General features: G+C 65.4%; 18 protein-coding genes. 3 read left to right on the plus strand and 15 right to left on the minus strand.

Going from position 1 to position 23,791, the window contains the following annotated elements:
• Nucleotides 1-30 precede the first annotated feature (30 nt).
• The 4 genes from IB274_RS12525 to IB274_RS12540 all read right to left on the minus strand — a co-directional run bounded on the left by IB274_RS12525 (nucleotide 31) and on the right by IB274_RS12540 (nucleotide 5,596).
• Nucleotides 31-1,155 carry an ABC transporter permease gene (locus IB274_RS12525; RefSeq protein ID WP_192432293.1) on the minus strand — a complete coding sequence of 375 codons (1,125 nt, stop codon included), beginning with the start codon at nucleotides 1,153-1,155 and terminating at the stop codon, nucleotides 31-33.
• A 1-nt stretch (nucleotide 1,156) separates the two neighbouring features.
• Nucleotides 1,157-3,892 (minus strand): ribosome-associated ATPase/putative transporter RbbA, encoded by a 2,736-nt coding sequence (gene rbbA, locus IB274_RS12530; RefSeq protein WP_192432294.1) that lies wholly within the window; start codon nucleotides 3,890-3,892, stop codon nucleotides 1,157-1,159.
• Nucleotides 3,889-4,962, minus strand: a complete 1,074-nt coding sequence (locus IB274_RS12535) for an HlyD family secretion protein (protein ID WP_192432295.1) — start codon at nucleotides 4,960-4,962, stop codon at nucleotides 3,889-3,891. Before IB274_RS12535 ends, rbbA begins: the two co-directional genes overlap by 4 nt.
• A 220-nt stretch (nucleotides 4,963-5,182) precedes the next feature.
• Nucleotides 5,183-5,596, minus strand: a complete 414-nt coding sequence (locus tag IB274_RS12540) for a flagellar basal body-associated protein FliL (RefSeq protein WP_192432296.1) — start codon at nucleotides 5,594-5,596, stop codon at nucleotides 5,183-5,185.
• Between the two features lie 162 nt (nucleotides 5,597-5,758).
• On the opposite strand from IB274_RS12540, the gene IB274_RS12545 reads away from it, so the two are divergent.
• Nucleotides 5,759-6,736: an NADPH:quinone oxidoreductase family protein gene (locus tag IB274_RS12545; protein WP_192432297.1), complete on the plus strand. Its 978-nt coding sequence runs from the start codon at nucleotides 5,759-5,761 to the stop codon at nucleotides 6,734-6,736.
• 771 nt (nucleotides 6,737-7,507) lie between these two features.
• On the opposite strand, the gene IB274_RS12550 is transcribed toward IB274_RS12545, so the two are convergent.
• From IB274_RS12550 to IB274_RS12580, 7 genes are all read right to left on the minus strand, one after another.
• Entirely contained in the window at nucleotides 7,508-9,031 is a 1,524-nt protein-coding gene (locus IB274_RS12550; RefSeq protein WP_192432298.1) for a malonate--CoA ligase, read from the minus strand.
• Between the two features lie 9 nt (nucleotides 9,032-9,040).
• Nucleotides 9,041-10,360, minus strand: coding sequence for a malonyl-CoA decarboxylase (locus IB274_RS12555; RefSeq protein WP_192432299.1), 1,320 nt, complete (start codon nucleotides 10,358-10,360; stop codon nucleotides 9,041-9,043).
• Between the two features lie 29 nt (nucleotides 10,361-10,389).
• Nucleotides 10,390-11,850 carry an amidase gene (locus IB274_RS12560; protein WP_192432300.1) on the minus strand — a complete coding sequence of 487 codons (1,461 nt, stop codon included), beginning with the start codon at nucleotides 11,848-11,850 and terminating at the stop codon, nucleotides 10,390-10,392.
• Nucleotides 11,851-12,026: 176 nt separating this feature from the next.
• Nucleotides 12,027-13,022, minus strand: coding sequence for an extracellular solute-binding protein (locus IB274_RS12565; protein WP_412548424.1), 996 nt, complete (start codon nucleotides 13,020-13,022; stop codon nucleotides 12,027-12,029).
• A gap of 203 nt (nucleotides 13,023-13,225) precedes the next feature.
• Nucleotides 13,226-14,032: an ABC transporter permease gene (locus IB274_RS12570; protein ID WP_192432490.1), complete on the minus strand. Its 807-nt coding sequence runs from the start codon at nucleotides 14,030-14,032 to the stop codon at nucleotides 13,226-13,228.
• Nucleotides 14,032-14,958 carry an ABC transporter permease gene (locus tag IB274_RS12575; protein WP_192432302.1) on the minus strand — a complete coding sequence of 309 codons (927 nt, stop codon included), beginning with the start codon at nucleotides 14,956-14,958 and terminating at the stop codon, nucleotides 14,032-14,034. The genes IB274_RS12570 and IB274_RS12575 overlap by 1 nt, the downstream gene beginning before the upstream one ends.
• 12 nt (nucleotides 14,959-14,970) lie before the next feature.
• The gene (locus IB274_RS12580; RefSeq protein ID WP_192432303.1) at nucleotides 14,971-16,089 is read right to left on the minus strand and encodes an ABC transporter ATP-binding protein; all 1,119 of its coding nucleotides are present in this window, start codon (nucleotides 16,087-16,089) and stop codon (nucleotides 14,971-14,973) included.
• A 233-nt stretch (nucleotides 16,090-16,322) separates the two neighbouring features.
• On the opposite strand from IB274_RS12580, the gene IB274_RS12585 reads away from it, so the two are divergent.
• A complete protein-coding gene (locus tag IB274_RS12585; protein ID WP_192432304.1) occupies nucleotides 16,323-17,231 on the plus strand; it encodes a LysR substrate-binding domain-containing protein in 909 nt (302 codons plus the stop codon).
• An 80-nt stretch (nucleotides 17,232-17,311) separates the two neighbouring features.
• Here IB274_RS12585 and IB274_RS12590 read toward each other — a convergent pair whose 3' ends face one another.
• From IB274_RS12590 to trxA, 4 genes are all read right to left on the minus strand, one after another.
• Nucleotides 17,312-18,280 (minus strand): CDP-6-deoxy-delta-3,4-glucoseen reductase, encoded by a 969-nt coding sequence (locus tag IB274_RS12590; protein ID WP_192432305.1) that lies wholly within the window; start codon nucleotides 18,278-18,280, stop codon nucleotides 17,312-17,314.
• A gap of 243 nt (nucleotides 18,281-18,523) precedes the next feature.
• Nucleotides 18,524-19,990, minus strand: a complete 1,467-nt coding sequence (gene ubiD / locus IB274_RS12595; protein WP_192432306.1) for a 4-hydroxy-3-polyprenylbenzoate decarboxylase — start codon at nucleotides 19,988-19,990, stop codon at nucleotides 18,524-18,526.
• Between the two features lie 105 nt (nucleotides 19,991-20,095).
• Nucleotides 20,096-21,358, minus strand: a complete 1,263-nt coding sequence (gene rho, locus IB274_RS12600; RefSeq protein ID WP_015475046.1) for a transcription termination factor Rho — start codon at nucleotides 21,356-21,358, stop codon at nucleotides 20,096-20,098.
• A gap of 238 nt (nucleotides 21,359-21,596) precedes the next feature.
• Nucleotides 21,597-21,923 carry a thioredoxin TrxA gene (trxA, locus tag IB274_RS12605; protein WP_081519510.1) on the minus strand — a complete coding sequence of 109 codons (327 nt, stop codon included), beginning with the start codon at nucleotides 21,921-21,923 and terminating at the stop codon, nucleotides 21,597-21,599.
• A 190-nt stretch (nucleotides 21,924-22,113) separates the two neighbouring features.
• On the opposite strand from trxA, the gene ppx reads away from it, so the two are divergent.
• Nucleotides 22,114-23,616, plus strand: coding sequence for an exopolyphosphatase (gene ppx, locus IB274_RS12610; RefSeq protein ID WP_192432307.1), 1,503 nt, complete (start codon nucleotides 22,114-22,116; stop codon nucleotides 23,614-23,616).
• The last annotated feature ends 175 nt before the right edge of the window (nucleotides 23,617-23,791 follow it).

Here is a 23,791-nt window from a genome sequence, read left to right on the forward strand (position 1 = left end):
GCATTAATCACGTCCCGGTACCTACCCAAGTCAGGCCATCTGCCCGATGGTCCGGCGGAAGCGCCACAAGGCGCCTGCGAAGAAAGCCGCGCCGATCCCGACGATGGCCAGCAATTGCGGCCAGACGATCGACAGGTCGGCGCCGCGATAGAGGATCGCCTGGGCCAGGCTGACGAAGTGGGTAGTCGGCGCCGCCAGCATGATGGTCTGCACCAGCTCCGGCATGCTCTCGCGCGGCGTGGTGCCGCCGGAGAGAATCTGCAGCGGCATCAGGGTGAGGATTACCAGCAGTCCCAGTTGCGGCATCGAGCGCGCCACGGTGCCGATGAAGATGCCCATGGATGTAGTGGCGAACAGATGTAGCGCCGCGCCGAGCAGGAACAGCCCCACCGAGCCGCTGATCGGCACGTCCAGCCAGCCACGCACCACCAGCTGCAGCGAGATCGCCGCCGCCACCAGCACCACGGTGCCCATGGACCAGACCTTGGCCATCATGATCTCGAAGGCGGTCAGCGGCATCACCAGCAGGTGCTCCACCGTGCCGTGCTCGCGCTCGCGGATCAGCGCGGCGCCGGTGAGGATGATCGACAGCATGGTGATCTGGTTGATCACTTCCATCACTGCGCCGAACCAGGCCTGGGTCAGGTTCGGGTTGAACTCCATGCGCACCGCTAGCTCCGCCGGCATCGCCGCCTCGGCGCGGTAGCGGCTGACGAACTCGCGCACCTCGGTGCCGACGATGTTCTGGATGTAGCCGGCACCGGAGAATGCCTGGCCGGTCTGTGTCGCATCGACATTGACCTGGATCGCTGGTTGCCGCCCGGCCAGCACGTCGCGCTGGAAGTCCGGCGGGATGTCCAGGGTGAAGGTGTACAGGCCGACGTCCATGCCGCGGTCCATCTGCGCATGGCCGATCATTTCCGGCACCCGGAAGTACGGCGGCTGGAAGGCGTTGACGATGCGCGAGGAGAGCTGCGACTGGTCCTCGTCGACGATGGCAATCGGCGCGTGGTGCAGGGTTTCCGGCACGCCGGTGGCCGAGCTGTAGACGCCCAGGGTAAAGGCCCAGGCGATCAGGATCAGCATCGCGTAGTCGCGGCCCAGGCTGCGGAACTCCTTGATGCCGAGGTTGAAGATGTTCGCCAGCTTGTTCATCTCAGACCTCCTGTTTCTTCAGGCAGGCCACGCTGAGCAGCGTCAGCACCACCACCATCGCCAGCAGCGGCAGGTAGTAGACCCACAGGTCGGCGAAGCCCAGCGCCTTGGAAAAGGCGCCACGGCTGACGATGAGGAAATGCGAAGTCGGGTAAAGCTGGCCGATCACCGCCGCCGCGCCTTCCAGCGAGGACACCGGGTGGATCAGCCCGGAGAACTGGATCGCCGGGATCATGGTGGCGATGGCGGTGCCGAACACCGCGGCGATCTGGCTCTTCATGAAGGTCGAGAGCAGCAGGCCGAGGCCGGTGCTGGTCACCACGTAGAGGAACGCGCCGACCAGCAGGGCCAGGAAACTGCCCTTGAGCGGCACCTGGAACAGCAGCACGGCCATGGCCAGCATCAGCACGAAGTTGATCATGCCCATGCCGATGTAGGGCAGCTGTTTACCGAGCAGGAACTCCAGGCGCGTGACCGGGGTGACGTAGAGGTTGGTGATCGAGCCCAGCTCCTTCTCGCGGACCACGCCCAGGGCGGTGAGCATCGCCGGGATCATGATCAGCAACAGCGGGATCACTGCCGGCACCATGGCCTTGAGGCTCTCCACGTCGGGGTTGTAGCGGAAGCGCACTTCGGTGCTTGCGGCGGCACTGGCGGCGGCGTTGCCATTCTGTCGCGCGAGGTCGGCGAGGTAGCTGGCGTGCAGCCCCTGTACGTAGCCGAGCACGGTGTTTGCGCGGGTCGGCATGGCGCCGTCGATCCACACGCCAATGGCCGGATCGGCGCCGCGCTTGAGATCACGGCCGAAGTTCGGCGGGATCTCCACCGCCAGGCTGATATCACCGCTGCGCAGGCGCCGCTCCAGCTCCTCGGGGTTCTGGATCGGCGCTTTCTCAATGAAGTAGCGCGAGCCGGAAATGTTCAGCGCATAGGCCTGGCTGGTGGTGGTCTGATCGCGGTCGAGCACCGCGTAGGTGAGGTCCTCGACGTCCATGTTGATGCCGTAGCCGATGATGAACATCAGCAGCGCGGTGCCCACCAGCGCCAGGGTCAGGCGGATCGGGTCGCGGCGCAGTTCCATGGCCTCGCGGCGCGCATAGCTGAACAGGCGCAGCCAGCTGAAGCGGTCGCTGCCCTTGTAGCGAGCGGGCGCGGCAGGCTGCTCGGGAGCGGGCGTGGCGTCGGGCACCGGCGCGCTGCCGGCGGCCTCTTCAAGATAGGCGATGAAGGTGGCTTCCAGGGTCGGCAGGCCACGCTTGTCGATCAGCCCCTGCGGGGTATCGCTGTCGAGCACCTTGCCGGCGTGCATCAGCGAGATGCGGTCGCAGCGCTCCGCCTCGTTCATGAAGTGGGTGGAGATGAAGATGGTCACGCCGTCGTTGCGCGACAGCTCCACCATCAGCTCCCAGAAGCCGTCGCGCGCCACCGGGTCGACGCCCGAGGTGGGCTCGTCGAGGATCAGGATTTCCGGCTTGTGGATCACCGCAACCGCCAGCGACAGGCGCTGGCGGATGCCCAGCGGCAGGCTGTCGGGCAGCTCGTCGCGGACCTTGCCCAGGTCGAAGCGCTGGAGCATTTCCTCGACGCGCGGGGCGATCTGCTCATGCGGGATGTGAAACAGCTTGGCGTGTAGTTCGAGGTTCTGCAGCACCGTCAGCTCGGCGTACAGCGAGAAGGCCTGGGACATGTAGCCGACGCGCCGACGGGTCTCCATGTCGTTGGCGTTCACCGGCTGGCCGAACAGCGCGCAGGTACCTTCGCTGGCCGGTAGCAGGCCGGTGAGCATCTTCATGGTGGTGGACTTGCCGCAGCCGTTGGAGCCGAGGAAGCCGAAGATTTCCCCGCGCTCGATGCGGAAGCTGACGCGGTCCACCGCGACGAAATCGCCGAAGCGGCAGGTCAACCCTTCTGCTTCGATGGCAATCTGCGGCGCGCCGTCAGGCTGCGGCCGCGGGGGAATGACCAGCTTGTGGTGACCGGCGCGCTTGCTCTCGGGCAGCAGCGCAATGAAGGCCTCTTCCAGATTCTGCGTGCCGGTGTGTGCGCGCAACTCGGCGGGTGTGCCAGTGGCGAGCACCTTGCCATCGTCCATCGCCACCAGGTGATCGAAGCGTTCGGCCTCTTCCATGTAGGCGGTGGCCACCAGCACGCTCATGCCCTCGCGGCCGGCGCGGATGCGCGCGATCAGCTCCCAGAACTGGTTGCGCGACAGCGGGTCGACGCCGGTGGTGGGCTCGTCGAGGATCAGCAGGTCAGGGTCGTGGATCAACGCACAGCACAGCCCGAGTTTCTGCTTCATGCCGCCGGAGAGCTTGCCCGCCGGGCGTTCCGCGAAGGGCGCAAGGCCGGTGCTGTGCAGCAGGTCGGCGATGCGCCGCTCGCGCTCGGCCTTGTCGTGGCCGAACAGGCGGCCGAAGAAATCGACGTTCTCGAACACCGAGAGCGTCGGATAGAGGTTCTTGCCCAGGCCCTGGGGCATGTAGGCGATGCGCGGGCACACGGCGCGGCGGTGGCGTGCGTCGCGCATGTCGCCGCCGAGCACCTGGATTTCGCCGTCCTGCATCTTCCGCGCGCCGGCCAGCAGCGCCAGCAGGCTGGACTTGCCGACGCCGTCCGGGCCGATCAGGCCGACCATGCGGTTGGCCGGAATCTCCAGGGTGACGTCGTCCACTGCGCGGGTCTCGCCGTAGCGCAGCGAGACGCCAGCCAGACGGGCCACGCAGTCGGCGGCGTTCATTGCGGGACCTTGATCTGTAGTTCAGCCGGCCACTGCACCTGCGGGTCGAGGCGCAGGTAGGCCATGCCCGGCACGCCGGTCTTCACGTAGGTGATGTACTTCTCCAGCAGGCCCGGATCGAGGCGCGCCTTGACGCGGAACATCAGCTTCTCGCGCTCGTTGGCGGTCTCCACCGTCTTGGGCGTGAACTGCGCGACGCTGGCGACGTAGGACACCTTGGCCGGGATCACGTACTCGGGCACGGCATCGATCACCAGACGTACTTCCTGGCCCAGTTCGACCTTGCCGGCCTGGCCAGAGGGCAGGAAGAAGGTCATGTAGACGTCGGCCAGGTCGACCATGTTGAGCAGCTTGCCACCGGCCGCCAGCACCTCCCCCGGCTGCGCCACGCGGTACTGCACACGACCGTTGCGCGGGGCCTTGAGCAGGCTGTCGTCGATATCTGCCTGCAGGCGCTCGACGCTCGCGGTGGCAGCCTCGATGGCCGACTGCGCCTCGATCACCTGGGAACGCGCGGCGGAGATACCAGCCTGCGCGGAGACCACCTGGGAGCGCGCAGCGGCCAGCGCCGCCTGGGCGCTCTGCATCGTGGCGCGGTCGTCATCCAGCTGCTGCTGCGGCAGGGCGTTGCGCTTGACCAGTTGCTCGGTGCGGGTGAAGCGCTTCTGTGCGGCGGTCAGTTCCGCCTGGCGTTGCGCGACCACGGCTTCGGCGGTGGATTTCTCGCTGGTGCGCTGGGCCACCAGGGACTCGGCGGTGAGCTGGGCATTCTGCGCCCGCCGCACTTCCGCCTGGGCCTGGGCGAGCTGGGCCTGGAGCACCTGGGTGTCCATCTTCGCCACCACGTCGCCGGCCTTCACGAAGTCGCCTTCGTCCACCAGGATTTCCGCCACGCGGCCGGGCAGCTTGGTGGCCACGTCGACTTCGGTGGCCTCGATGCGCCCATTGCCGCTGGCGAAGCCTTCGGGCAGGCCTGTCGGCTTGAACGTCTGCCAGGCCAGCGCGGCGAGCACGGCCACCACCAGCACCGCGAGACCGCGGGTGCGCCAGCTTTTTGCGTTTCCTGTCATCCGATTTCCCCTTTGTCCAGGCGCTCGAATTCGAGCGGATCATGAGGGGATGTTCGGCGAGCAGCGGCAAACGGGGTTTGATTCAGGTCAGGCGCGCGCCGGAAATTTCCTACGCACCATGTGAGGCGGGGCTTTCAGCCCAGCATTGCGGCAAGCAGCCGCAGCCGGGTGTCGCTTCGCCTGCATGAGGCGCACTCATGCAGGCGAAGACCGGAGGGGATCAGGGCTGGACGATCAGGTTGTTAAACAGCAGGTCGTCCACCAGCGGCTTGCCCTCCTCCTGCTGGAGGGCGGTCTGCACCTGCTTGAGGGCTTCCTGGCGCAGCTTCTCCTTGCCGTCGACGCTGCCGAGGGAGTCGTCGGTCTGCTGGGCGAACAGCATCACCAGCTGGTTGCGGATCAGCGGCTCGTGGTGTTCGACCTTCTCGGAGGCCTCCTTGCCGATGACCTTCAGCGCGATGTCGGCCTTGAAGTACTTCAGGCGCGGACCGCTGCCATAGTTGCCCACCAGCGCCGGGGTAAGGTCGATGAACACGGGCTTGTTGGCGTCTTCCGGCTTGGCTTCCTCGGATTCGGAAGCCATGACGAAGGTACTGAAGGAAAAGGCCAGCAACAGGGCGAGGAAAGCTCTCAAGGCAATGTCTCCGGATTCGATGGGCAAAGGATAGCCACACTCGCGCCGCCGCCCAAGCTATATCGGGGCATAAGCCCAGGCCATGGTGATTTGCCCCCTGTGCCCGCGCTCCTACACTGGCCCACTACTCACCAAGAAGAACCTCCAACGGAGTACGTCCTCATGAAAGCCGTGCTGTGCAAAGCCTTCGGCCCCGCCGAAACCCTGGTGCTGGAAGACATCGCCAGCCCTGAGCCGAAGAAGAACGAAGTCGTGCTGCAGGTTCACGCCGCCGGGGTGAACTTCCCCGACACGCTGATCATCGAGGGCAAGTACCAGTTCAAACCGCCCTTCCCGTTCTCGCCGGGTGGCGAGGCTGCCGGCGTGGTCGGCGCAGTCGGTGAAAAAGTCAGCCATGTGAAACCCGGTGACCGCGTGATGGCCCTGACCGGCTGGGGCAGCTTCGCCGAGGAAGTCGCGGTGCCCGGCTACAACGTCATGCCGATCCCCGACGGCATGGACTTCCCCAGCGCCGCCGCCTTCGGCATGACCTACGGCACCTCCATGCACGCGCTCAAGCAGCGCGCCAACCTGCAGCCGGGCGAAACCCTGCTGGTGCTCGGCGCCTCCGGCGGCGTCGGCCTGGCCGCGGTTGAGATCGGCAAGGCCATGGGCGCCAAGGTCATCGCCGCCGCCAGCAGCGACGCCAAGCTGGAAGTGGCCAAGGCCGCCGGCGCCGACGTGCTGATCAACTACAGTGAAGGCAGCCTGAAGGACAAGCTCAAGGAAATCACCGGCGGCCAGGGCGTGGACGTGATCTACGACCCGGTGGGCGGCGACCTGTTCGAGGAAGCCTTCCGCTCCATCGCCTGGAACGGCCGCATGCTGGTGGTCGGCTTCGCCAGCGGCACCATTCCCGCGCTGCCGGCCAACCTCACCCTGCTCAAGGGCGCCTCCCTGGTCGGCGTGTTCTGGGGCTCCTTCGCCCAACGCCAGCCGCAGGACAACGCGGCGAACTTCCAGCAGCTGTTCGCCTGGTTCGCCGAAGGCAGGATCAAGCCGCTGGTGTCGCAGACCTATCCACTGGAAAAAGCCGCCGACGCGATCAATCACCTGGGCCAGCGCAAGGCGGTGGGCAAGGTGGTGGTGACCGTTCGCTGATTGCCTTGTGGGGCGCGGATTTCATACGCGCTTCGCGGAGAAGCTCCGCTCCTACAAAATCAAAAGCCCCGCGAGAGCGGGGCTTTTTCATTCCTGCGAGGGAGCACCGGCGCTGGGCGGTTCGCGAGCAAGCTCGCTCCTACGAAAAGCGCTCCGCAGCTTGGTGTGGCTGTAGGAGCGAACTTGCTCGCGAACAACCGGCCGCGCCGAACCATCAGGATCGTAGGGCGCATAACGCGCCAGCGTTATCCGCCGCGGTGGCATCGGCGGATAACCCGTTCCGAGTTATGCGCCCTACGTAGAGGCTCTGTCTCTGGCTTCCAGAGAAACATCCACACGCGCCGAATGCCCCTTTCAGGAGGCCTCGTTGAATTGGAATTTCAGGGGTTGAGCGGCATGGATGCCGCGAGAGTCGCGACGGGCCAGGGATGGCCCTTCGCGGCGTGCCCCTGAAATTTCAGTTCAACGAGGGAATTTTTCGCCTAGGCGAAAAACCGGATGGAGGGGCAAGACCTTTTGGTTCCTTTTGGGGCGTTTGCCAAAAGGGACTCGCCCGAGGGGGCGAAACAAAGAGTCCCAGCGCACGCCGAAGCGGCGCGGGAAAACCCAGCGCGACGCAGGCACATCGCGGACGCAGTCCGCTCCTACGCGAACTCGATGCACCGTAGATCTCAGGTTGGAACGGATTACGCCGCGAAGGATTTCGCGGAGGAGCTCCGCTCATACAGAAGCAAAAGCCCCGCGTGAGCGGGGCTTCTTTACTCCGGAGGCTCAGGAATACAGCGCCTTGAACTGCTCGCGCAGCACGTTCTTCTGCACCTTGCCCATCACGTTGCGCGGCAACGCATCGACCACCATCACCCGCTTGGGCTGCTTGAAGCGCGCCAGCTTGCCGTCCAGTGCAGCGAGCACCTGCGCCTCGCTCGGCGCCTGGCCCTTGCTGGCTACCAGCACAGCCGTCACGCCCTCGCCGAAGTCCGGGTGCGGCACGCCGATCACCGCCGACTCGGCCACACCGGGCAGGGTGTCGAGGATCTCCTCCAGCTCCTTGGGATACACGTTGAAGCCGCCGCTGATGATCATGTCCTTGTTGCGGCCGACGATCTGCACGTAGCCGCGCTCATCGACGAAACCGATGTCGCCGGTCATGAAGTAACCGTCCGCACGCAGTTCCTCGGCGGTCTTCTCCGGCATTCGCCAGTAACCCTGGAACACGTTCGGCCCGCGCACTTCGATCATCCCCGGTTCGCCCTGGGGCAGCATCGTCGGCTCGGCCTTTGACGGATCGGTGATGCGCAGCTCGACGCCCGGCAGCGGGAAACCGACGGTGCCGGCGATGCGCTGTCCGTCCAGCGGGTTGGAGGTGTTCATGCCAGTCTCGGTCATGCCGTAGCGCTCGAGGATGGCCATGCCGGTGCGCTCGGAGAACGCCTTGTGGGTTTCGGCGGTGAGCGGTGCGGAACCGGAGATGAACAGGCGCATGTGCGCCACCGCCTCGCGAGTCAGACCGGGCTGGTCGAGCAGACGGGTGTAGAAGGTCGGCACGCCCATCAGCAGGTTCACCTGAGGCAATAGCTTGAGCATCTGCGCCGCGTCGAACTTGCTCAGGAAAAGCATCGAGCCGCCGGCCATCAGCAGGCTATTGCAGGCCACGAACAGGCCGTGGATGTGGAAGATCGGCAGCGCATGGAACAGCCAGTCCGCGCTGGTGATCTGCCAGGCATCCACCAGAGCGCGGGCGTTGGAGACCAGATTGCCATGGCTGATCATCGCGCCCTTGGAACGCCCGGTGGTGCCGGAGGTGTAGAGGATCGCGGCAAGGTCGGAAGCGGCACGCTCGACATCGGCAAAGCGCCCCGGCTTGCCGTGAACACGCGCCATCAGCGAGCCGTCGCCGGCATCGCCCAGGGTTTCCACGTGCGCCACGCCGCTGACTTTCGCCAGCTCGCGGGCCTGGGTCTCGAAGGCCGGTGCACAGACGAACAGCGAGGGCTCGGCATCGTCGAGGAAGTAGCGCAGCTCCTCGCCGGTGTAGCCGCTGTTGAGCGGCAGGTAGACCGCGCCGACGCGCAGCACGGCGAGGTAGAGCATCACCGTCTCGGGGCTCTTGTCGACCTGCACGGCGACGCGGTCGCCCGGCTGTACACCGAGCTCCACCAGCGCATGGGCGAACTGCGAGGTGCTGCGCAGCATGTCGGCGTAGCTGTAGCCGCCGCCATCCGGGGTACGGATGAACGGCTTGGAAAGGTCGCTGGGCAGGTGTTTGCCGACTTCGGCAAAAAGACTCTGGTTCATGGTGAGGTCCTAGCGTTTTGTTTTCGCCGACAGGGTGGCCAGTTTGCGCACCTCGGGTGAGGCGGTGACCGCGCCCTGGTTGGCGTAGGCTTCGTGGTTCTTTTCGATCTGGCGCAGTTCGTAGCGGTAATTGACCATCAGCCCGGCAGCCTGGCGCAGGCCGCTGGCGGAAAGGTCGCCGCGCCAGTTCAGGCGTTCCAGGCGGGCACCGTTGCCCAGGTGGAAGCGCGCCACCGGGTCCAGCGGGAAACCCGCTCCGTTACGGGCATGCAGGAAGTACTCGGCGGCGAGCGCCAGCATCGGTTGCTCCGTGCGCGGCGGCGGTGCTGCATCGGGCTTGAGCGCCTTGAGCAGCTCGGCGGTGGCCGCGCCCAGTTGCGGGTCGTCGCCCAGGCTGTCGAGCCAGTGGCGGAAGCCAGGCACCGGCGACAGGGTGACGAACTGGCGCAGGCCGGGAATCTCCCGCGCCAGCTCCTCCACCACCTGCTTGATCAGGAAGTTGCCGAAGGAGATGCCGCGCAGGCCGTCCTGGCAGTTGCTGATGGAGTAGAACACTGCGGTGTCCGGCTCCTCCGCCGGCAGCGCTTGCGCACCGGGCTCCAGAATGTCCGCGATGGCACCGGGCATCGCACGGGTCAGTGCCACCTCGACGAAGATCAGCGGCTCGTCGGCCAGCGCCGGGTGGAAGAAGGCGAAACAGCGGCGGTCAGCAGGCTGCAGACGGCTGCGCAGGTCGTCCCAGTCCTTGATGGCGTGGACGGCCTCGTACTGGATGATCTTTTCCAGGATCGACGCCGGGGTCGACCAGTCAATACGCCGCAGCACCAGGAAGCCCCGGTTGAACCAGGATGCCAACAGGTGCTGCAGGTCGTGGTCCACCGCGGCCAGCTCGGGATTGGCTTTGAGTTCCTGCAGCAGCAGGCGGCGCATGGCGATCAGCTCGGCGGTGCCGCCGGGCGCCTGGTTGAGGCGGCGGAACAGCTCCTGGCGCGGCGGCTCGCTGGCCTCGAACAATGCGGTGGTGTTGGCCGACGACGGCTCGTCGAGGTAGCGCTGGCAGGCTTGCGCCAGCGCGTCGTGGGGCGGTGCGAAGTCCGTCAGCAGAGTGTCGAAGAAGGCCTTCTGCTGGTCCTGCGGACAGTCCCGATAGGCGCACAGGACCTGCTTCGCCAGGGCCACGCCCGAGGCTTCGCCATGGCTGGAGATCAGCTTGTGGCAAGCCTGCGCCAGCGCCTGGGCATTGCCCGGCGCCGGCTCGCGCGACTCCAGCAATTGCCGGCCGCGCTCGGTGATGCTTTGCAGCAGTTCCTGGAAGAAGCTGATGTTCATGCGTCCCCCTCAGCTTGTGGATAAGTAACTCAATCCCCCGCCAGCATCGGCGGCGGGCAGCGCTGGTACCAGCGCGAAGCCTGCTCGTAGGCGTGGGCCAGTTGCAGCACGGCCATGTCGGCCTGGTGCCTGCCGATGATCTGGATACCCATGGGCAGGCCCTGCTCATTGAAGCCCACCGGCACGTTGGCTGCCGGGCACCCAGACAGGGTGGCCGGGATCACCACTTCCATCCAGCGGTGGTAGGTATCCATGGCCTGGCCAGCGATTTCCTTGGGCCAGTCCCAGGTCTTGTCGAACGGGAACACCTGGGCGCTGGGCAGCAGCAGGTAGTCGTAGCGCTCGAACAGTCGGCTGATGGCACGGTACCAGTCGCTGCGCGCGGCGGAAGCACGGAACACGTCCATGGCGGAGAGTTTCAGGCCGTTCTCCACTTCCCAGATCGCCTCGGGCTTGAGCAGCTCGCGCTTGGCCGGGTCGGTGTAGGCCGCGCCGAGAGACCCGGCGACCATCCAGTGACGCAGGGTGCGCCAGGTGTCCCAGAGGCGCTCGGGCGAGAAGCCCATGGCGGTCTCTTCGACGTGGCAGCCGATGGCTTCGAAGTCGGCGAAGGACTTGCGGCAAAGCTCCAGCACGCCCTTTTCCATGGGCAGGTGGCCGCCCAGGTCACCCAGCCAGCCCAGGCGGGCGCCCTTGAAGTCTCGCTCCAGCTTGCCTGCGAACTGCTCGCCGCTCTCGGCAATGGACAGCGGTGCACGGGCATCGCCGCCGGCTTGCACCGACAGCAGCAGCGCCACGTCACGCACGCTGCGGCCCATCGGGCCTTCGTAGCCCATCTGGTCGATGAACAGGTCGGCGCTGTCGTCGAAGGGCACGCGCCCCTGGGACGGACGGAAACCGATGATGTTGTTGAAGGCTGCCGGGTTGCGCAGCGAGCCCATCATGTCGCTGCCGTCGGCCACCGGGACCATCTGCAGCGCCAGGGCCGCCGCCGCGCCACCGCTGCTGCCGCCGGCGGTACGGTCGGGCGCGTAGGCACAGCCGGTGACACCGAAGATCGGGTTGTAGCTGTGCGAGCCGAGGCCGAATTCGGGGGTGTTGGTCTTGCCGATGATGATCGCGCCGGCCGCCTTGATACGTTCGACCATGATGCCGTCGCGCTCGGGCAGGTAGTCGCTGAACAGCGGCGAGCCGAGGGTGGTGCGTATGCCCTGGGTCAGCGACAGGTCCTTTACCGCGTGGGGCAGGCCGTGCATCCAGCCGCGGTATTCGCCGCGGGCCAGGTCGGCGTCGCGCTGGTCGGCTTCGGCCAGCAGGAGGTCGTCCGGCTGCTGGCTGACGATGGCGTTGACTGCCGGGTTGTAGCGCTCGATCTGCTCGAGGTGCGCCTGCATCACTTCACGGCAGGAAACTTCGCGCAGGCGGATGCGCTGGGCCAGCTCAAAGGCCTGGAGCTGGACGAGTTCGTTTTGCTTGTTCTTCTGGCTCATGGAACGAGGCCTTTTTTCATCAGGATTTCCCGCAACGGGAAGGTTCAGTCGGGTTCAACGGCCCCATACGCTGATGGGGCTTGTAGCGAATAGCGCGTTCGCCGGGCCGCACGCTGCCGGCACGCCCACCAAAGTGGACGCGAGCAGCAACGGTCTGTGGCTTTCCCGGTCGGGGATCAGCGCATCAGGTTGGTCCAGATACGGTCGGCCAGGCGGATCGCGCCTTCGCCACAGGTCTTGCTGAACACCACCTTGGTGCCCTCGGGGATGTGCAGTTCCGGCGCGTCCTTCAGGCTGGCGTCGAGGAAGGGTTCAACACCCTTGATCGGGCTCTGGTGCTTGAGGAAGTTCTGGGTCATCGCCGAGTTCTCAGGCTGGCTGAGGAAGGCGATGAACTTCTTCGCGTTCTCCGGGTGCTTGGCGCCGGCCGGGATCACCAGGTTGTCCACCCAGGCCATCACGCCCTCTTTCGGGTAGAGGTACTTCAGGCTGGATTTCATCTCACGCGCACGCATCGACGAGCCGCCCCAGAACATCGACATGTCGACTTCGCCCGAGGCCAGGTTCTCGCGGATCGAGCCGGCCTTGGAGCTGTAGGTCTTCACGAAGGGCTTCTGGGTCTTCAGCAGGGTCAGCACCTGTTGCATCTGCTTGGGGTCCTCGCTGCACAGCGGGATGCCCAGGTAGAGGCTGGCGGTGTCGATTACCTCGCTCGCCGAGTCGAACATGTTGATCTTGCCCTGCAACTCCGCCGGCGGAGTGAACAGCACCGAGTAGCTGTCGGCCGGGCCGCTGTACTTGGCGCTGTCCAGCACCACGCTGGTGGTCCCCCAGATGAAGGGCACGGCGTAGGCGCCTTCCGGGTCCCAGGTGGGCTTCTTCAGGTTGTCCTCGACGTTGGCGTAGTACGGCTGGCTGGCCGGGTCGAAGCGCTCCAGCAGCTTCTCCTGGATCAGGATCGGCACGAACTGGTGCGAGGGAATGGCCACGTCGTAGCCGGTACCGCCCTGCTTGAGCTTGGCCAGCAGCGTTTCGTTGGAGTCGTAGGAGTCCACGGTCACCTTGATGCCGGTTTCCTTCTCGAACTTCTCCAGGATCTGCGGCGTGAAATAGCCACTCCAGCTCACCACGTTCAGTTGTTCGGCGGCGTGCACGTTGGCCACCAGCCCCATGGCCAGCGAGGCCCCTACAGCAGCGATCAGTTTGCTCATCTTCTACTCCGGTATTTGGGCGGAGAGTCCGCTCGATGACTGGCCGAGCGCAGCCCAGACGAGGCGGAAACAGGTGAGAAAGCGCAGTTTACGACTGTAAATGAGCATTTCGAGGCTGTTTCCAACGACGTATGGGCAAGCTCGGACAGGCATGGGGCGGGCTCTCAGGCTTTCTTCTTGCCAAGCAGGAAGGACAGGGTTACGAACAGCACGGAAACGCCGAGGATCAGGGTCGACACCGCGTTCACATCGGGCGTCACGCCCATGCGCAGCAGGCCGAAGATGAAGATCGGCAAGGTGGTGGTGCCGGCCTGGGAGACCATCATCGAGATCACGAAGTTATCCAGCGAGACGATGAAGGCCAGCATCAGCCCGGAGAAGATCCCCGGCATCAGCAGCGGCAAGGTCACCTTGCGGAAGGTCCGCCAGGGGCCGGCGTAGAGGTCGGCGGCGGCCTGCTCCAGGGACAGGTCCATGTCGTTCAGGCGAGCGCGGATCGGCAGGTAGGCGAACGGGATGCAGAACACCGTGTGGGCGATGATCAGGTTGCCGTAGCCCAGCGACAGGCCGAGGGTGGAGAACAGCGCCAGGGTGGCGACGCCGACGACGATCTCGGGCAGCACCAGCGGCAGCATGATCGCCCCCATGGACAGACGCAGACCCTTGAATTTTGCCCCGCGTGAGGTGCCCAGGGCGGCCAGGGTGGCGATCACCGTGGCGATCACGCTGGCGCACACGGCGATCAGCAGGCTGTTGCCGGCGGCCTGGCGCAGCGCCTGGTTGGCGAAGGCGCTGCGGTACCAGTCGAGGCTGAAGCCGGTCCACACGGTGGCGGACTGGTTGGCGTTGAACGAAAGCACCACCAGCACCACGATGGGCGCGTAGAGGTACAGGTAGAACAGGAAGCTCAGCGCGCCGAAGCCACGGAAATCCTGCACACCCAAGCGACGTTTAGTCAGCAGCGACAGCATCATTCACCTCCCCGGGCGATGCGCAGGCGTTCGGCGCGCATCGCGTAGAACATCAGCACCAGCATCACGGCTCCCATCAGCACCAGCGACAGCGCCGCACCGAAGGGCCAGTTCCGCGAGTCGCTGAACTGCCGGAAGATCAGGTTGCCGAGCATCATCTTGGTGCCGCCGCCGAGCAGCTCGGGGGCGATCATCGCGCCCAGGCAGGGCACGAAGGTGAGGATGGCGCCGGCCAGGATGCCCGGACGGGCAATCGGCAGGACCACCTTGCGCAGGGTACGGATGCGCCCGGCGTAGAGGTCCTGGGCCGCTTCGAGCAGGCGCATGTCCATCTTCTCGAGGGTGGCGTAGATCGGCAGCACCACGAAGGGCGCGTAGGTGTAGACAAGCCCCAGCAGCACGGCTCCGTCGGTGTAGAGCATGTTCAGCGGCTGGTGGATGATGCCGAGGCTCATCAGCGTGCCGTTGACCACGCCGGTGCCGCGCAGCAGCAGGATCCAGGCGTAGGTGCGGATCAGCAGGTTGGCCCAGAACGGCACGGTGATCAGGAAGATCAGCAGGCCGCGACGGTGCGCCGGTTGCATCGCCAGCCACACCGCCACCGGGAAGCCCACCAGCAGGGTGATGGCGGTGGTCGCCGCGGCGATACCGATGGAGCGCAGGGCGATCATCACGTAGGAGTCGGCGAAGGCCAGGCTGTCGTCGAGCTGGCGCTCGAACAGCAGCGAGACATAGGCGTCGATGCTGAAGTGCGGGTTCACTCCGCCATAGGGGTTGGCCTGCATCAGCGAGTAACCGACCACGATGAAGATCGGCACGATCAGGAACAGCCCGATGGAGACCAGTGCGGGCGACACGCCGAGGAAGCTGCGCAGCGCCTGGCGCCGCTCCAGCGAATTGCCGGCGGTTGTGGATAACCGGTTCATGCTCACCTCCGCTCAGTCCACCAGGACGCTGGCGCTGCCTTTTTCGAAGAGCAGCCCGGCGCGTTGCCCGGCTGCCAGACGCCCGCGCTGGCCGGCGCTGTTGGGCGCGCGGACCGTCAGGCGGGTGCCGTCGGCAAGGCTGATCTGGTACTGCAGGTCGGTGCCCAGGTAGATCTGCTGGACCACGGTGCAGGGCGTGGCGGACGGAGTGTCCTCGGCCACCAGTTGCAAGCGCTCGGGGCGGATCGACAGGGTGACCTCGGCGCCGACTTTGAGGCCTTCGCGGGCCTGGGCTTCGATCAGTTGCTCGCCGGGAATGCGGTACTGCGCGCAGTCGCCGGTGAAGTTCTCGACCCGCGCCGGGAGGAAGTTGGTCTCGCCGATGAAGTCGGCGACGAAGCGGTTGCGCGGGTTTTCGTAGATGTCGTCCGGGCGGCCGACCTGCTGCACCTCGCCCTCGGAGAGCACGGCGATGCGGTCGGACATGGTCAGGGCTTCTTCCTGGTCATGGGTGACGAAGATGAAGGTGATGCCGGTCTTGGACTGGATCGCCTTGAGCTCTTCGCGCATGGCCTGGCGCAGCTTGAGGTCGAGTGCGGACAGCGGCTCGTCGAGCAGCAGCACTTTCGGATGCGGCGCCAGCGCGCGGGCCAGGGCGACGCGCTGTTGCTGGCCGCCGGAAAGCTGGGTCGGCTTGCGCTGGGCGAAGCGTTCCATCTGCACCAGGGCGAGCATCTCGCGGACGCGCTCGGCAACCTGCGCCTTGCTCATGCGCTGGCCCATCGGGTGGGATTCCAGGCCGAAGGCGAGGTTCTCGGCGATGGTCATGTGCGGGAACAGCGCGTAGTGCTGGAACACGGTGTTCACCGGGCGCTCGAAGGGCGGCCGGTCGGCGATGTTCTCGCCGTAGAGCTGGATTTCCCCGGAGGTGGGGAACTCGAAGCCGGCGATCATCCGCAACAGGGTGGTCTTGCCGCAGCCGGAGGGGCCGAGCAGGGTGAAGAACTCGTTGTCGCGGATGTCCAGGTCGACGCATTTCAGAGCGACGGGACCGCTCGCCGGGTCGCCGTAGACCTTGCGCACGGAGCGGATGGAGACCGCCGCCGTCTGCAGGCTGTGCAGGGCACTCATGGTGAAACCTCCGTACCTTCCCTTCCGCCACCAGCAGGCGGTCGGGGGATCTTGTAGTTGTTCTGGCAGGACTAGAGACGCTGGGGTGCAGCGCTGGCCTTGGGTCAGGCCCAAGTTGTGATGTTGTTGAGGCGGATATTCGAAGAAAGGTGGTTGAGCGGAAAGCTCAATTTTCTTACATTCGATATTAAATAATTTAACAGCTAAAAAGCTGATACCCCCGAGGCCTCGCCATGTCCATCCAGCGTCTTCCGCCGCTCAATGCCGTCCGCGCCTTCGAGGCCGCCGCCCGGCTGGGCAGCTATGTCGCCGCCTCGAAAGACCTGCATGTGACGCAGCCGGCCATCGGCCGTCACGTGAAGCTGCTGGAGGACTGGCTGGGCGTGCAGCTGTTCGAGCGCACCCCGCGCGGGGTCAGCCTGACGCCAGCCGGGCAGCGCTACTACGCGAAGATATCCACCGCCCTGCAGCAGATCGCCGACGCCGGCCACGAGTTGGCACCCGGCGGCACCGCACGCTGGCTGAAGATTCTGGTGGTGCCGGCCTTCGCCAAGCGCTGGCTGATGCCGCGCCTGGAAACCCTGCGCCAGCAGCGCCCCGGCCTGAAAGTGGCAGTGGAGCCGAACCCGACTTTCACCGAAGTGGACGGTAAAAGCGCCGACCTGGGGATTGTCTACGGGCTTCCCGGCGTCTATCCGCAGTGCCACAGCACGCTGGTGCGACCGGCGGTTTTCCCGGTGTGCTCGCCCTCCTACCTCGAAGAGCACGGCCCGCTGAGCAGCGTGCACGAACTGGCGCAGCACAAGCTGATCCACGTCGACGACGGCGAATGGTGGAACCTCTGGCTGTCCACCATCGGGCTGGACCTGCGGGTGAACTCCGACGTGCTCTACGTCAGCAACGACCACGCGCTGTCCATGGCCGAGGCCGGCCACGGCATCGCCCTGGCCAACCTGGTGCTGGTGAAGCACCAGCTGGCCGCCGGCACACTGGTGCGACCACTGCCCGAGGAGGTGCCACTGGAGAGCTACCAGCTGCTGCTGCCGCCCGGCGCGGTGAGCGCCGATGTGGCCTGGTTCGAGGACTGGATTCGGGCGGCGCTGCAAGAGGAATTCTCGCCCAGCGCAGGGCCGCGTGACTGAGTCAGCCGCATGGCTAGGCGGGGCGCCGAAGACAGTGCGTCCAGCACGGCGAGGCGCCCCAACGACGCCAGGCGGTTGAATCAGCCGCGCGGCGCGTAGGCGAAGACGTCGGCGCGCATTTGATGCGGGTCCATGCCCGCCGCTACCAGCGCGTCCAGCGTGCCGTAGACCATCGCCGGCGAGCCGCTGGCGTAGACGCGCAGGCCGGACAGCTCGGCGAAGTCCTCGCACACCGCTTCATGCAGCAGGCCGCAACGCCCCTGCCAACCGCACAGGTCGCTGACGATCTTGTGCAGATGCAGGTTGGGTACGCTCTCCCACTGTTCCCAGTGCGGCAGCTCGTAGAAATCCTCCGGGCGCCGCACGCCCCAGTACAGGTGCACCGGGTGGGCAAAACCGGTGGCGCGGCAGAATTCGATCAGGCTGTGCATCTGCGCCATGCCGGTGCCGGCGGCGATCAGCACCAGCGGGCCGTCCGGCAGGTCGGCCAGGTGCGCGTCACCGAAGGGCATCTGCACGCGGGCAAAGCGGTCGCGTTGCAACTGGGTCAGCAGGTCGATGGCGCTGTTCTCGCGGGCCAGGATATGCAGCTCCAGGTCGCGTCCTTCCTGCGGCGCGGAGGCCAGGGAGAAGGCCGCCGGGTCGCTGCCCTCGCGCCCAATCAGCACGTACTGCCCGGCGTGGTAGCGCGGGGGTTTGCCGGCCGGGGCACGCAGGCGCACACGCCAGACGTCACCGCCTACCGGCTCGCAGAGGGTCAGCTGGCAGGACAGCGTGCGCACCGGCAGCTCGCCGGGGGCCAGCACACCGTCCCAGTGCAGCACGCAGTCCTCCAGCGGCTCGGCCAGGCAGGTGAAGAGCTCGCCGTGGTCGCGCACCTCGCCGTCCTGGCGCACGCGGCCTTCCACCAGCAGCGCCGCGCAGATATGGCAATTGCCGTTGCGGCAGCTCTGCGGGCACTCGTAGCCCAGGCGCCGCGCACCGTCGAGGATACGTTCCCCGGGCCGCAGGTCGAGCTGGGCACCGGAAGGTTGCAAGGTCACTTTCAAGCGATGTTCTCGTTCTTCTGATTTCGTCGGAGTAGCCGATTCCTCCTGGATACTCCGCGCCAGCACTTCCCCCCTCTCCCCAACCCTCTCCCTGAGGGAGAGGGGTTAGACCGTGCCGGCTGACACCATGGCGTCATCCTGCACCGAACGGCCCCTCTCCCGCTTGCGGGAGGGGGTCAGGGTGAGGGGCTGTTGATCTCGCCTGTTCGCGAGCAAGCTCGCTCCTACAGGGTGCCCCAGACATCAGTCGATGCCCAGGCTCGCCCAGATTTCGTCGACGCGACGGGTCACCGCCGGGTCCTTTTCGATCACCCGGCCCCATTCGCGGCTGGTCTCGCCCGGCCACTTGTGGGTGGCGTCCAGGCCCATCTTCGAGCCCAGGCCGGAGATCGGAGAGGCGAAGTCCAGGTAGTCGATCGGGGTGTTGTCGATCATCACCGTGTCGCGCTTGGGGTCCATGCGCGTGGTGATGGCCCAGATCACATCGTTCCAGTCGCGGGCGTTGATGTCGTCGTCGGTGACGATAACGAACTTGGTGTACATGAACTGTCGCAGGAACGACCAGACACCCAACATCACGCGCTTGGCGTGGCCGGGATACTGCTTCTTCATGGTCACCACCGCCATGCGGTAGGAGCACCCTTCGGGCGGCAGGTAGAAATCGGTGATCTCGGGGAACTGCTTCTGCAGGATCGGCACGAAGACTTCGTTCAGCGCTACACCGAGGATCGCCGGCTCATCCGGCGGGCGGCCGGTGTAGGTGCTGTGGTAGATGGGTTTCTGCCGGCGGGTGATGCGCTCGACGGTGAACACCGGGAAGCGATCTACCTCGTTGTAGTAGCCGGTATGGTCGCCGTAGGGGCCTTCATCGGCCATCTCGCCGGGATGGATCACCCCTTCGAGGACGATTTCGGCGCTGGCCGGCACCTGCAGGTCGTTGCCGATGCACTTGACCAGTTCGGTCTTGTGCCCGCGCAGCAGGCCGGCGAAGGCGTATTCGGAGAGGGTGTCCGGCACCGGGGTCACGGCGCCGAGGATGGTCGCCGGGTCCGCGCCGAGGGCCACAGCCACCGGATAGGGCTGGCCAGGGTGCTTCTGGCACCACTCGCGGAAGTCCAGCGCGCCGCCGCGGTGGCTGAGCCAGCGCATGATGACCTTGTTGCGGCCGATCACTTGCTGGCGGTAGATGCCCAGGTTCTGCCGCTCCTTGTTCGGCCCGCGGGTGACGGTCAGGCCCCAGGTGATCAGCGGCGCGACGTCTCCGGGCCAGCAGGTCTGCACCGGCAGCTTCGACAGGTCGACGTCGTCGCCCTCCTCGATCACTTCCTGGCACGGCGCGTCCCTGAGGACCTTGGGCGCCATGTTGATGACCTTCTTGAAGATCGGCAGCTTGGACCAGGCGTCCTTCAACCCCTTGGGCGGCTCGGGCTCCTTGAGGAAGGCCAGCAGCTTGCCGATCTCGCGCAGTTCGGAGACGTCCTCGGCGCCCATGCCCAGCGCCACGCGCTCGGGCGTGCCGAACAGGTTGCCCAGTACGGGGATGTCATAGCCGGTGGGCTTTTCGAACAGCAGGGCCGGGCCCCTGGCGCGCAGGGTGCGGTCGCACACCTCGGTCATTTCCAGCACCGGGGATACCGGCGCCTGGATGCGCTTGAGCTGTCCGCGCTGCTCCAGGGCAGCGATGAACTCGCGCAGGTCGCGATACTGCATGAGGGTCTCGATGGCGGCAGGATGATGCGACAGTCTACCGCCTATCAGCGCCTTGCAGAAACACGAAGGCCGGGTTTCCCCGGCCTTGTGCGGTTCGAGAGGCGCTTACTTGCTGCGCTTCATCGAATCGAAGAACTCATCGTTGGTCTTCGTCTGGCGCAGCTTGTCCAGGAGGAATTCCACGGCGGCGATCTCGTCCATCGGGTGGAGGATCTTGCGCAGGATCCACATGCGCTGCAGCTCTTCCTCACCGGTGAGCAGCTCTTCGCGACGGGTGCCGGAGCGATTGATGTTGATCGCCGGGAACACACGCTTTTCCGAGATGCGACGGTCGAGGATGAGTTCCGAGTTACCGGTACCCTTGAATTCCTCGTAGATCACTTCGTCCATCTTCGAGCCGGTTTCGATCAGCGCGGTGGCGAGGATGGTCAGCGAACCGCCTTCCTCGATGTTGCGCGCGGCGCCGAAGAAGCGCTTGGGCTTCTCCAGGGCGTGGGCGTCGACACCACCGGTGAGCACCTTGCCGGAGCTGGGGATCACGGTGTTGTAGGCACGGGCCAGACGGGTGATGGAGTCCAGCAGGATGATCACGTCCTTCTTGTGCTCGACCAGGCGCTTGGCCTTCTCGATCACCATCTCGGCGACCTGCACGTGGCGGGTCGGCGGTTCGTCGAAGGTGGAGGCGACCACTTCGCCGCGCACGGTGCGCTGCATCTCGGTCACTTCTTCCGGGCGCTCGTCGATCAGCAGGACGATCAAGTGGCACTCGGGGTTGTTGCGGGTGATGTTCGAGGCGATGTTCTGCAGCATGATGGTCTTGCCCGCTTTCGGCGGGGCGACGATCAGGCCGCGCTGGCCCTTGCCGATCGGCGAGCAGAGGTCGATCACACGGCCGGTGAGGTCCTCGGTGGAGCCGTTGCCGGCTTCCATGGTCAGGCGCTTGGTCGGGAACAGCGGCGTCAGGTTCTCGAAGAGAATCTTGTTCTTCGCGTTCTCCGGACGATCAAAGTTGATCGAGTCGACTTTCAGCAGGGCGAAATAACGCTCACCTTCCTTCGGCGGACGAATCTTGCCGATGATGGTATCGCCCGTGCGCAGGTTGAAGCGACGGATCTGGCTGGGCGAGACATAGATGTCGTCCGGGCCGGCCAGGTACGAGGAATCGGCGGAGCGCAGGAAGCCGAAGCCATCCTGGAGAATCTCCAGCACGCCGTCACCGGAGATTTCCTCGCCGCTTTTCGCGTGCTTTTTCAGCAGTGCGAAGATGATGTCCTGTTTGCGCGAACGAGCCATGTTTTCCAGGCCCATGGCATCGGACATTTCCAGCAATTCGGCAATCGGCTTTTGCTTGAGTTCGGTCAGATTCATAGAAGGGACGTAAATACGCTGAAAGGGGAAAAGGGAACAAGCGTGATGCTTGAAGAGCCGCGCCGTAGATGACGGACAGGATCGCTTGGAATTCGAATGGGAAGTGCGTCGGCGACGGCTTGCAGGGGACAACGAAACAATCGTTGTGCGCCCGAATTTAACACCCGAGTTTCGGAGCGTCTAGGGGCAATAACGAAAAAACCCCGCGCATTGGCGGGGTTTTTCGGGCTTCTTCGACTTAGATGTTGCTGTCGAGGAAGGCGGCCAGTTGCGACTTGGACAGTGCGCCGACCTTGGTCGCTTCGACGTTGCCGCCCTTGAACAGCATCAGGGTCGGAATGCCACGCACGCCGTACTTCGGCGGGGTGTCCTGGTTCTCGTCGATGTTCAGCTTGCAGACTTTCAGCTTGCCCTGATAGTCCTTGGCGATCTCGTCGAGTACCGGGGCGATCATCTTGCACGGGCCGCACCATTCGGCCCAGTAGTCGACCAGCACGGGACTATCGGACTTCAGTACGTCCTGCTCGAAGCTGGCATCGGTAACATTGACGATATGTTCGCTCATGTATTCTCTCCGTCAATCGGATGCGAAAAAGTGTCCGCCATCATATCCCGCCTCGGCCCACACCGAAAGGCGCAGCCGATTGAGTGTATCTATCGCTGCCGCGGTGACTTCTGATCGGTGACAACCCCTTCATTGGCACTACCTGCCTAAAATGGCAGGATGTCTCCCGTATTTATCCGGACCCGCCCCTATGCCCCATACACCTGCCAAGACCTTTCCCATGATCGCGGCCATTGATCTTGGCTCGAACAGTTTCCACATGGTTTTGGCGAAGGCCGATCACGGCGAGATCCGCATCCTCGAGCGGTTGGGCGAGAAGGTCCAGCTGGCCGCTGGCATCGGTGAGGACCGCATGCTCACCAAGGAAGCGATGCAGCGCGGCTACGACTGCCTGAAGCAGTTCGCCCAGTTCATCAACGGCATGCCCCCGGGTTCGGTGCGCGTCGTAGGCACCAACGCCCTGCGCGAAGCACGCAATCGCGCCGAATTCATCCGCGAAGCCGACCGCATCCTCGGTCACCCGGTGGAAGTCATCTCAGGCCGTGAAGAAGCGCGCCTGATCTACCTGGGCGTCTCCCACACCCTGCAGGACAACCCCGGCAAGCGCCTGGTGGTCGATATCGGCGGCGGAAGCACCGAGTTCATCATCGGCCAGCAGTTCGAATCGCAGCTGCGCGAGAGCCTGCAGATGGGCTGCGTGAGCTTCACCCAGCGCTACTTCAAGGACGGCAAGATCACCCCGGCGCGCTACGCCCAGGCCTACACCTCGGCGCGCCTGGAGCTGATGAGCATCGAGAACAGCCTGCGCCGCCTGGGCTGGGACGAGGCCGTCGGCGCCTCCGGCACCATCCGCGCAATTTGCCTGGCGATCCAGGCCGGCGGCCACGGCAACGGCGAGATCAACCCCGAGGGCCTGGCCTGGCTCAAACGCAAGATGTTCAAGCTGGGCGAGGTCGAGAAGCTCGACATCGACGGCATCAAGCCGGACCGCCGACCGATCTTCCCGGCCGGTATGGCGATCCTCGAGGCCCTGTTCGACGCCCTCGAGCTGACCCGCATGACCCACTCCGAAGGCGCCCTGCGCGAAGGCGTGCTCTACGACCTGCTGGGCCGCCACCACCACGAGGACGTCCGCGAACGCACCATTGGCGCCCTCATGGAGCGCTACCACGTCGATCCGGAACAGGCCGCGCGCGTCGAGGCCAAGGCGCTGGCGTCCCTGGACCAGGTCGCCAAGGCCTGGGACCTGAACGACGAGGGTCACCGCGAGCTGCTGATGTGGGCGGCGCGCGTGCATGAACTGGGCCTGGACATCGCCCACTATCACTACCACAAGCACGGCGCCTACCTGCTGGAGCACTCGGACCTGGCCGGCTTCTCGCGCCTGGACCAGCTGACCCTGGCGCTGCTGGTGCGCGGCCACCGCCGCAACATCCCGGTGGACAAGTTCAACGAGCTGGGAGACGAGGGCGACAAGCTGATCCGCCTGTGCATCGTGCTGCGCTTCGCCATCCTCTTCCACCACATCCGTGGCACCCAGGAAATGCCGGCCGTGACCCTGAAGGCTTCCGGCAAGTCGCTGGACGTGCGCTTCCCCGACGGCTGGCTGGCCGCCAATCCGCTGACCCAGGCGGACTTCGAGCAGGAAGCCGAATGGCTCAAGCGCGTGGGCTACTCGCTCAGCGTGAGCTGATCGCCCCGCGACAGACGAAGGCCCCGGCGCGCAAACGCCGGGGCCTTTTCATTTCGAATGCCAGGCCCTGTAGGAGCGAGCTTGCTCGCGAACCCCTGCTCCGCTGCGGGACCGGCTCGTGAGCAACGACTGGGCGTCCCCTCGGTCCTACGAAGAGCATTCGTGCAGCCATGAA

This window comes from Pseudomonas sp. PDM18 (assembly GCF_014852585.1).
GTDB lineage: Bacteria > Pseudomonadota > Gammaproteobacteria > Pseudomonadales > Pseudomonadaceae > Pseudomonas.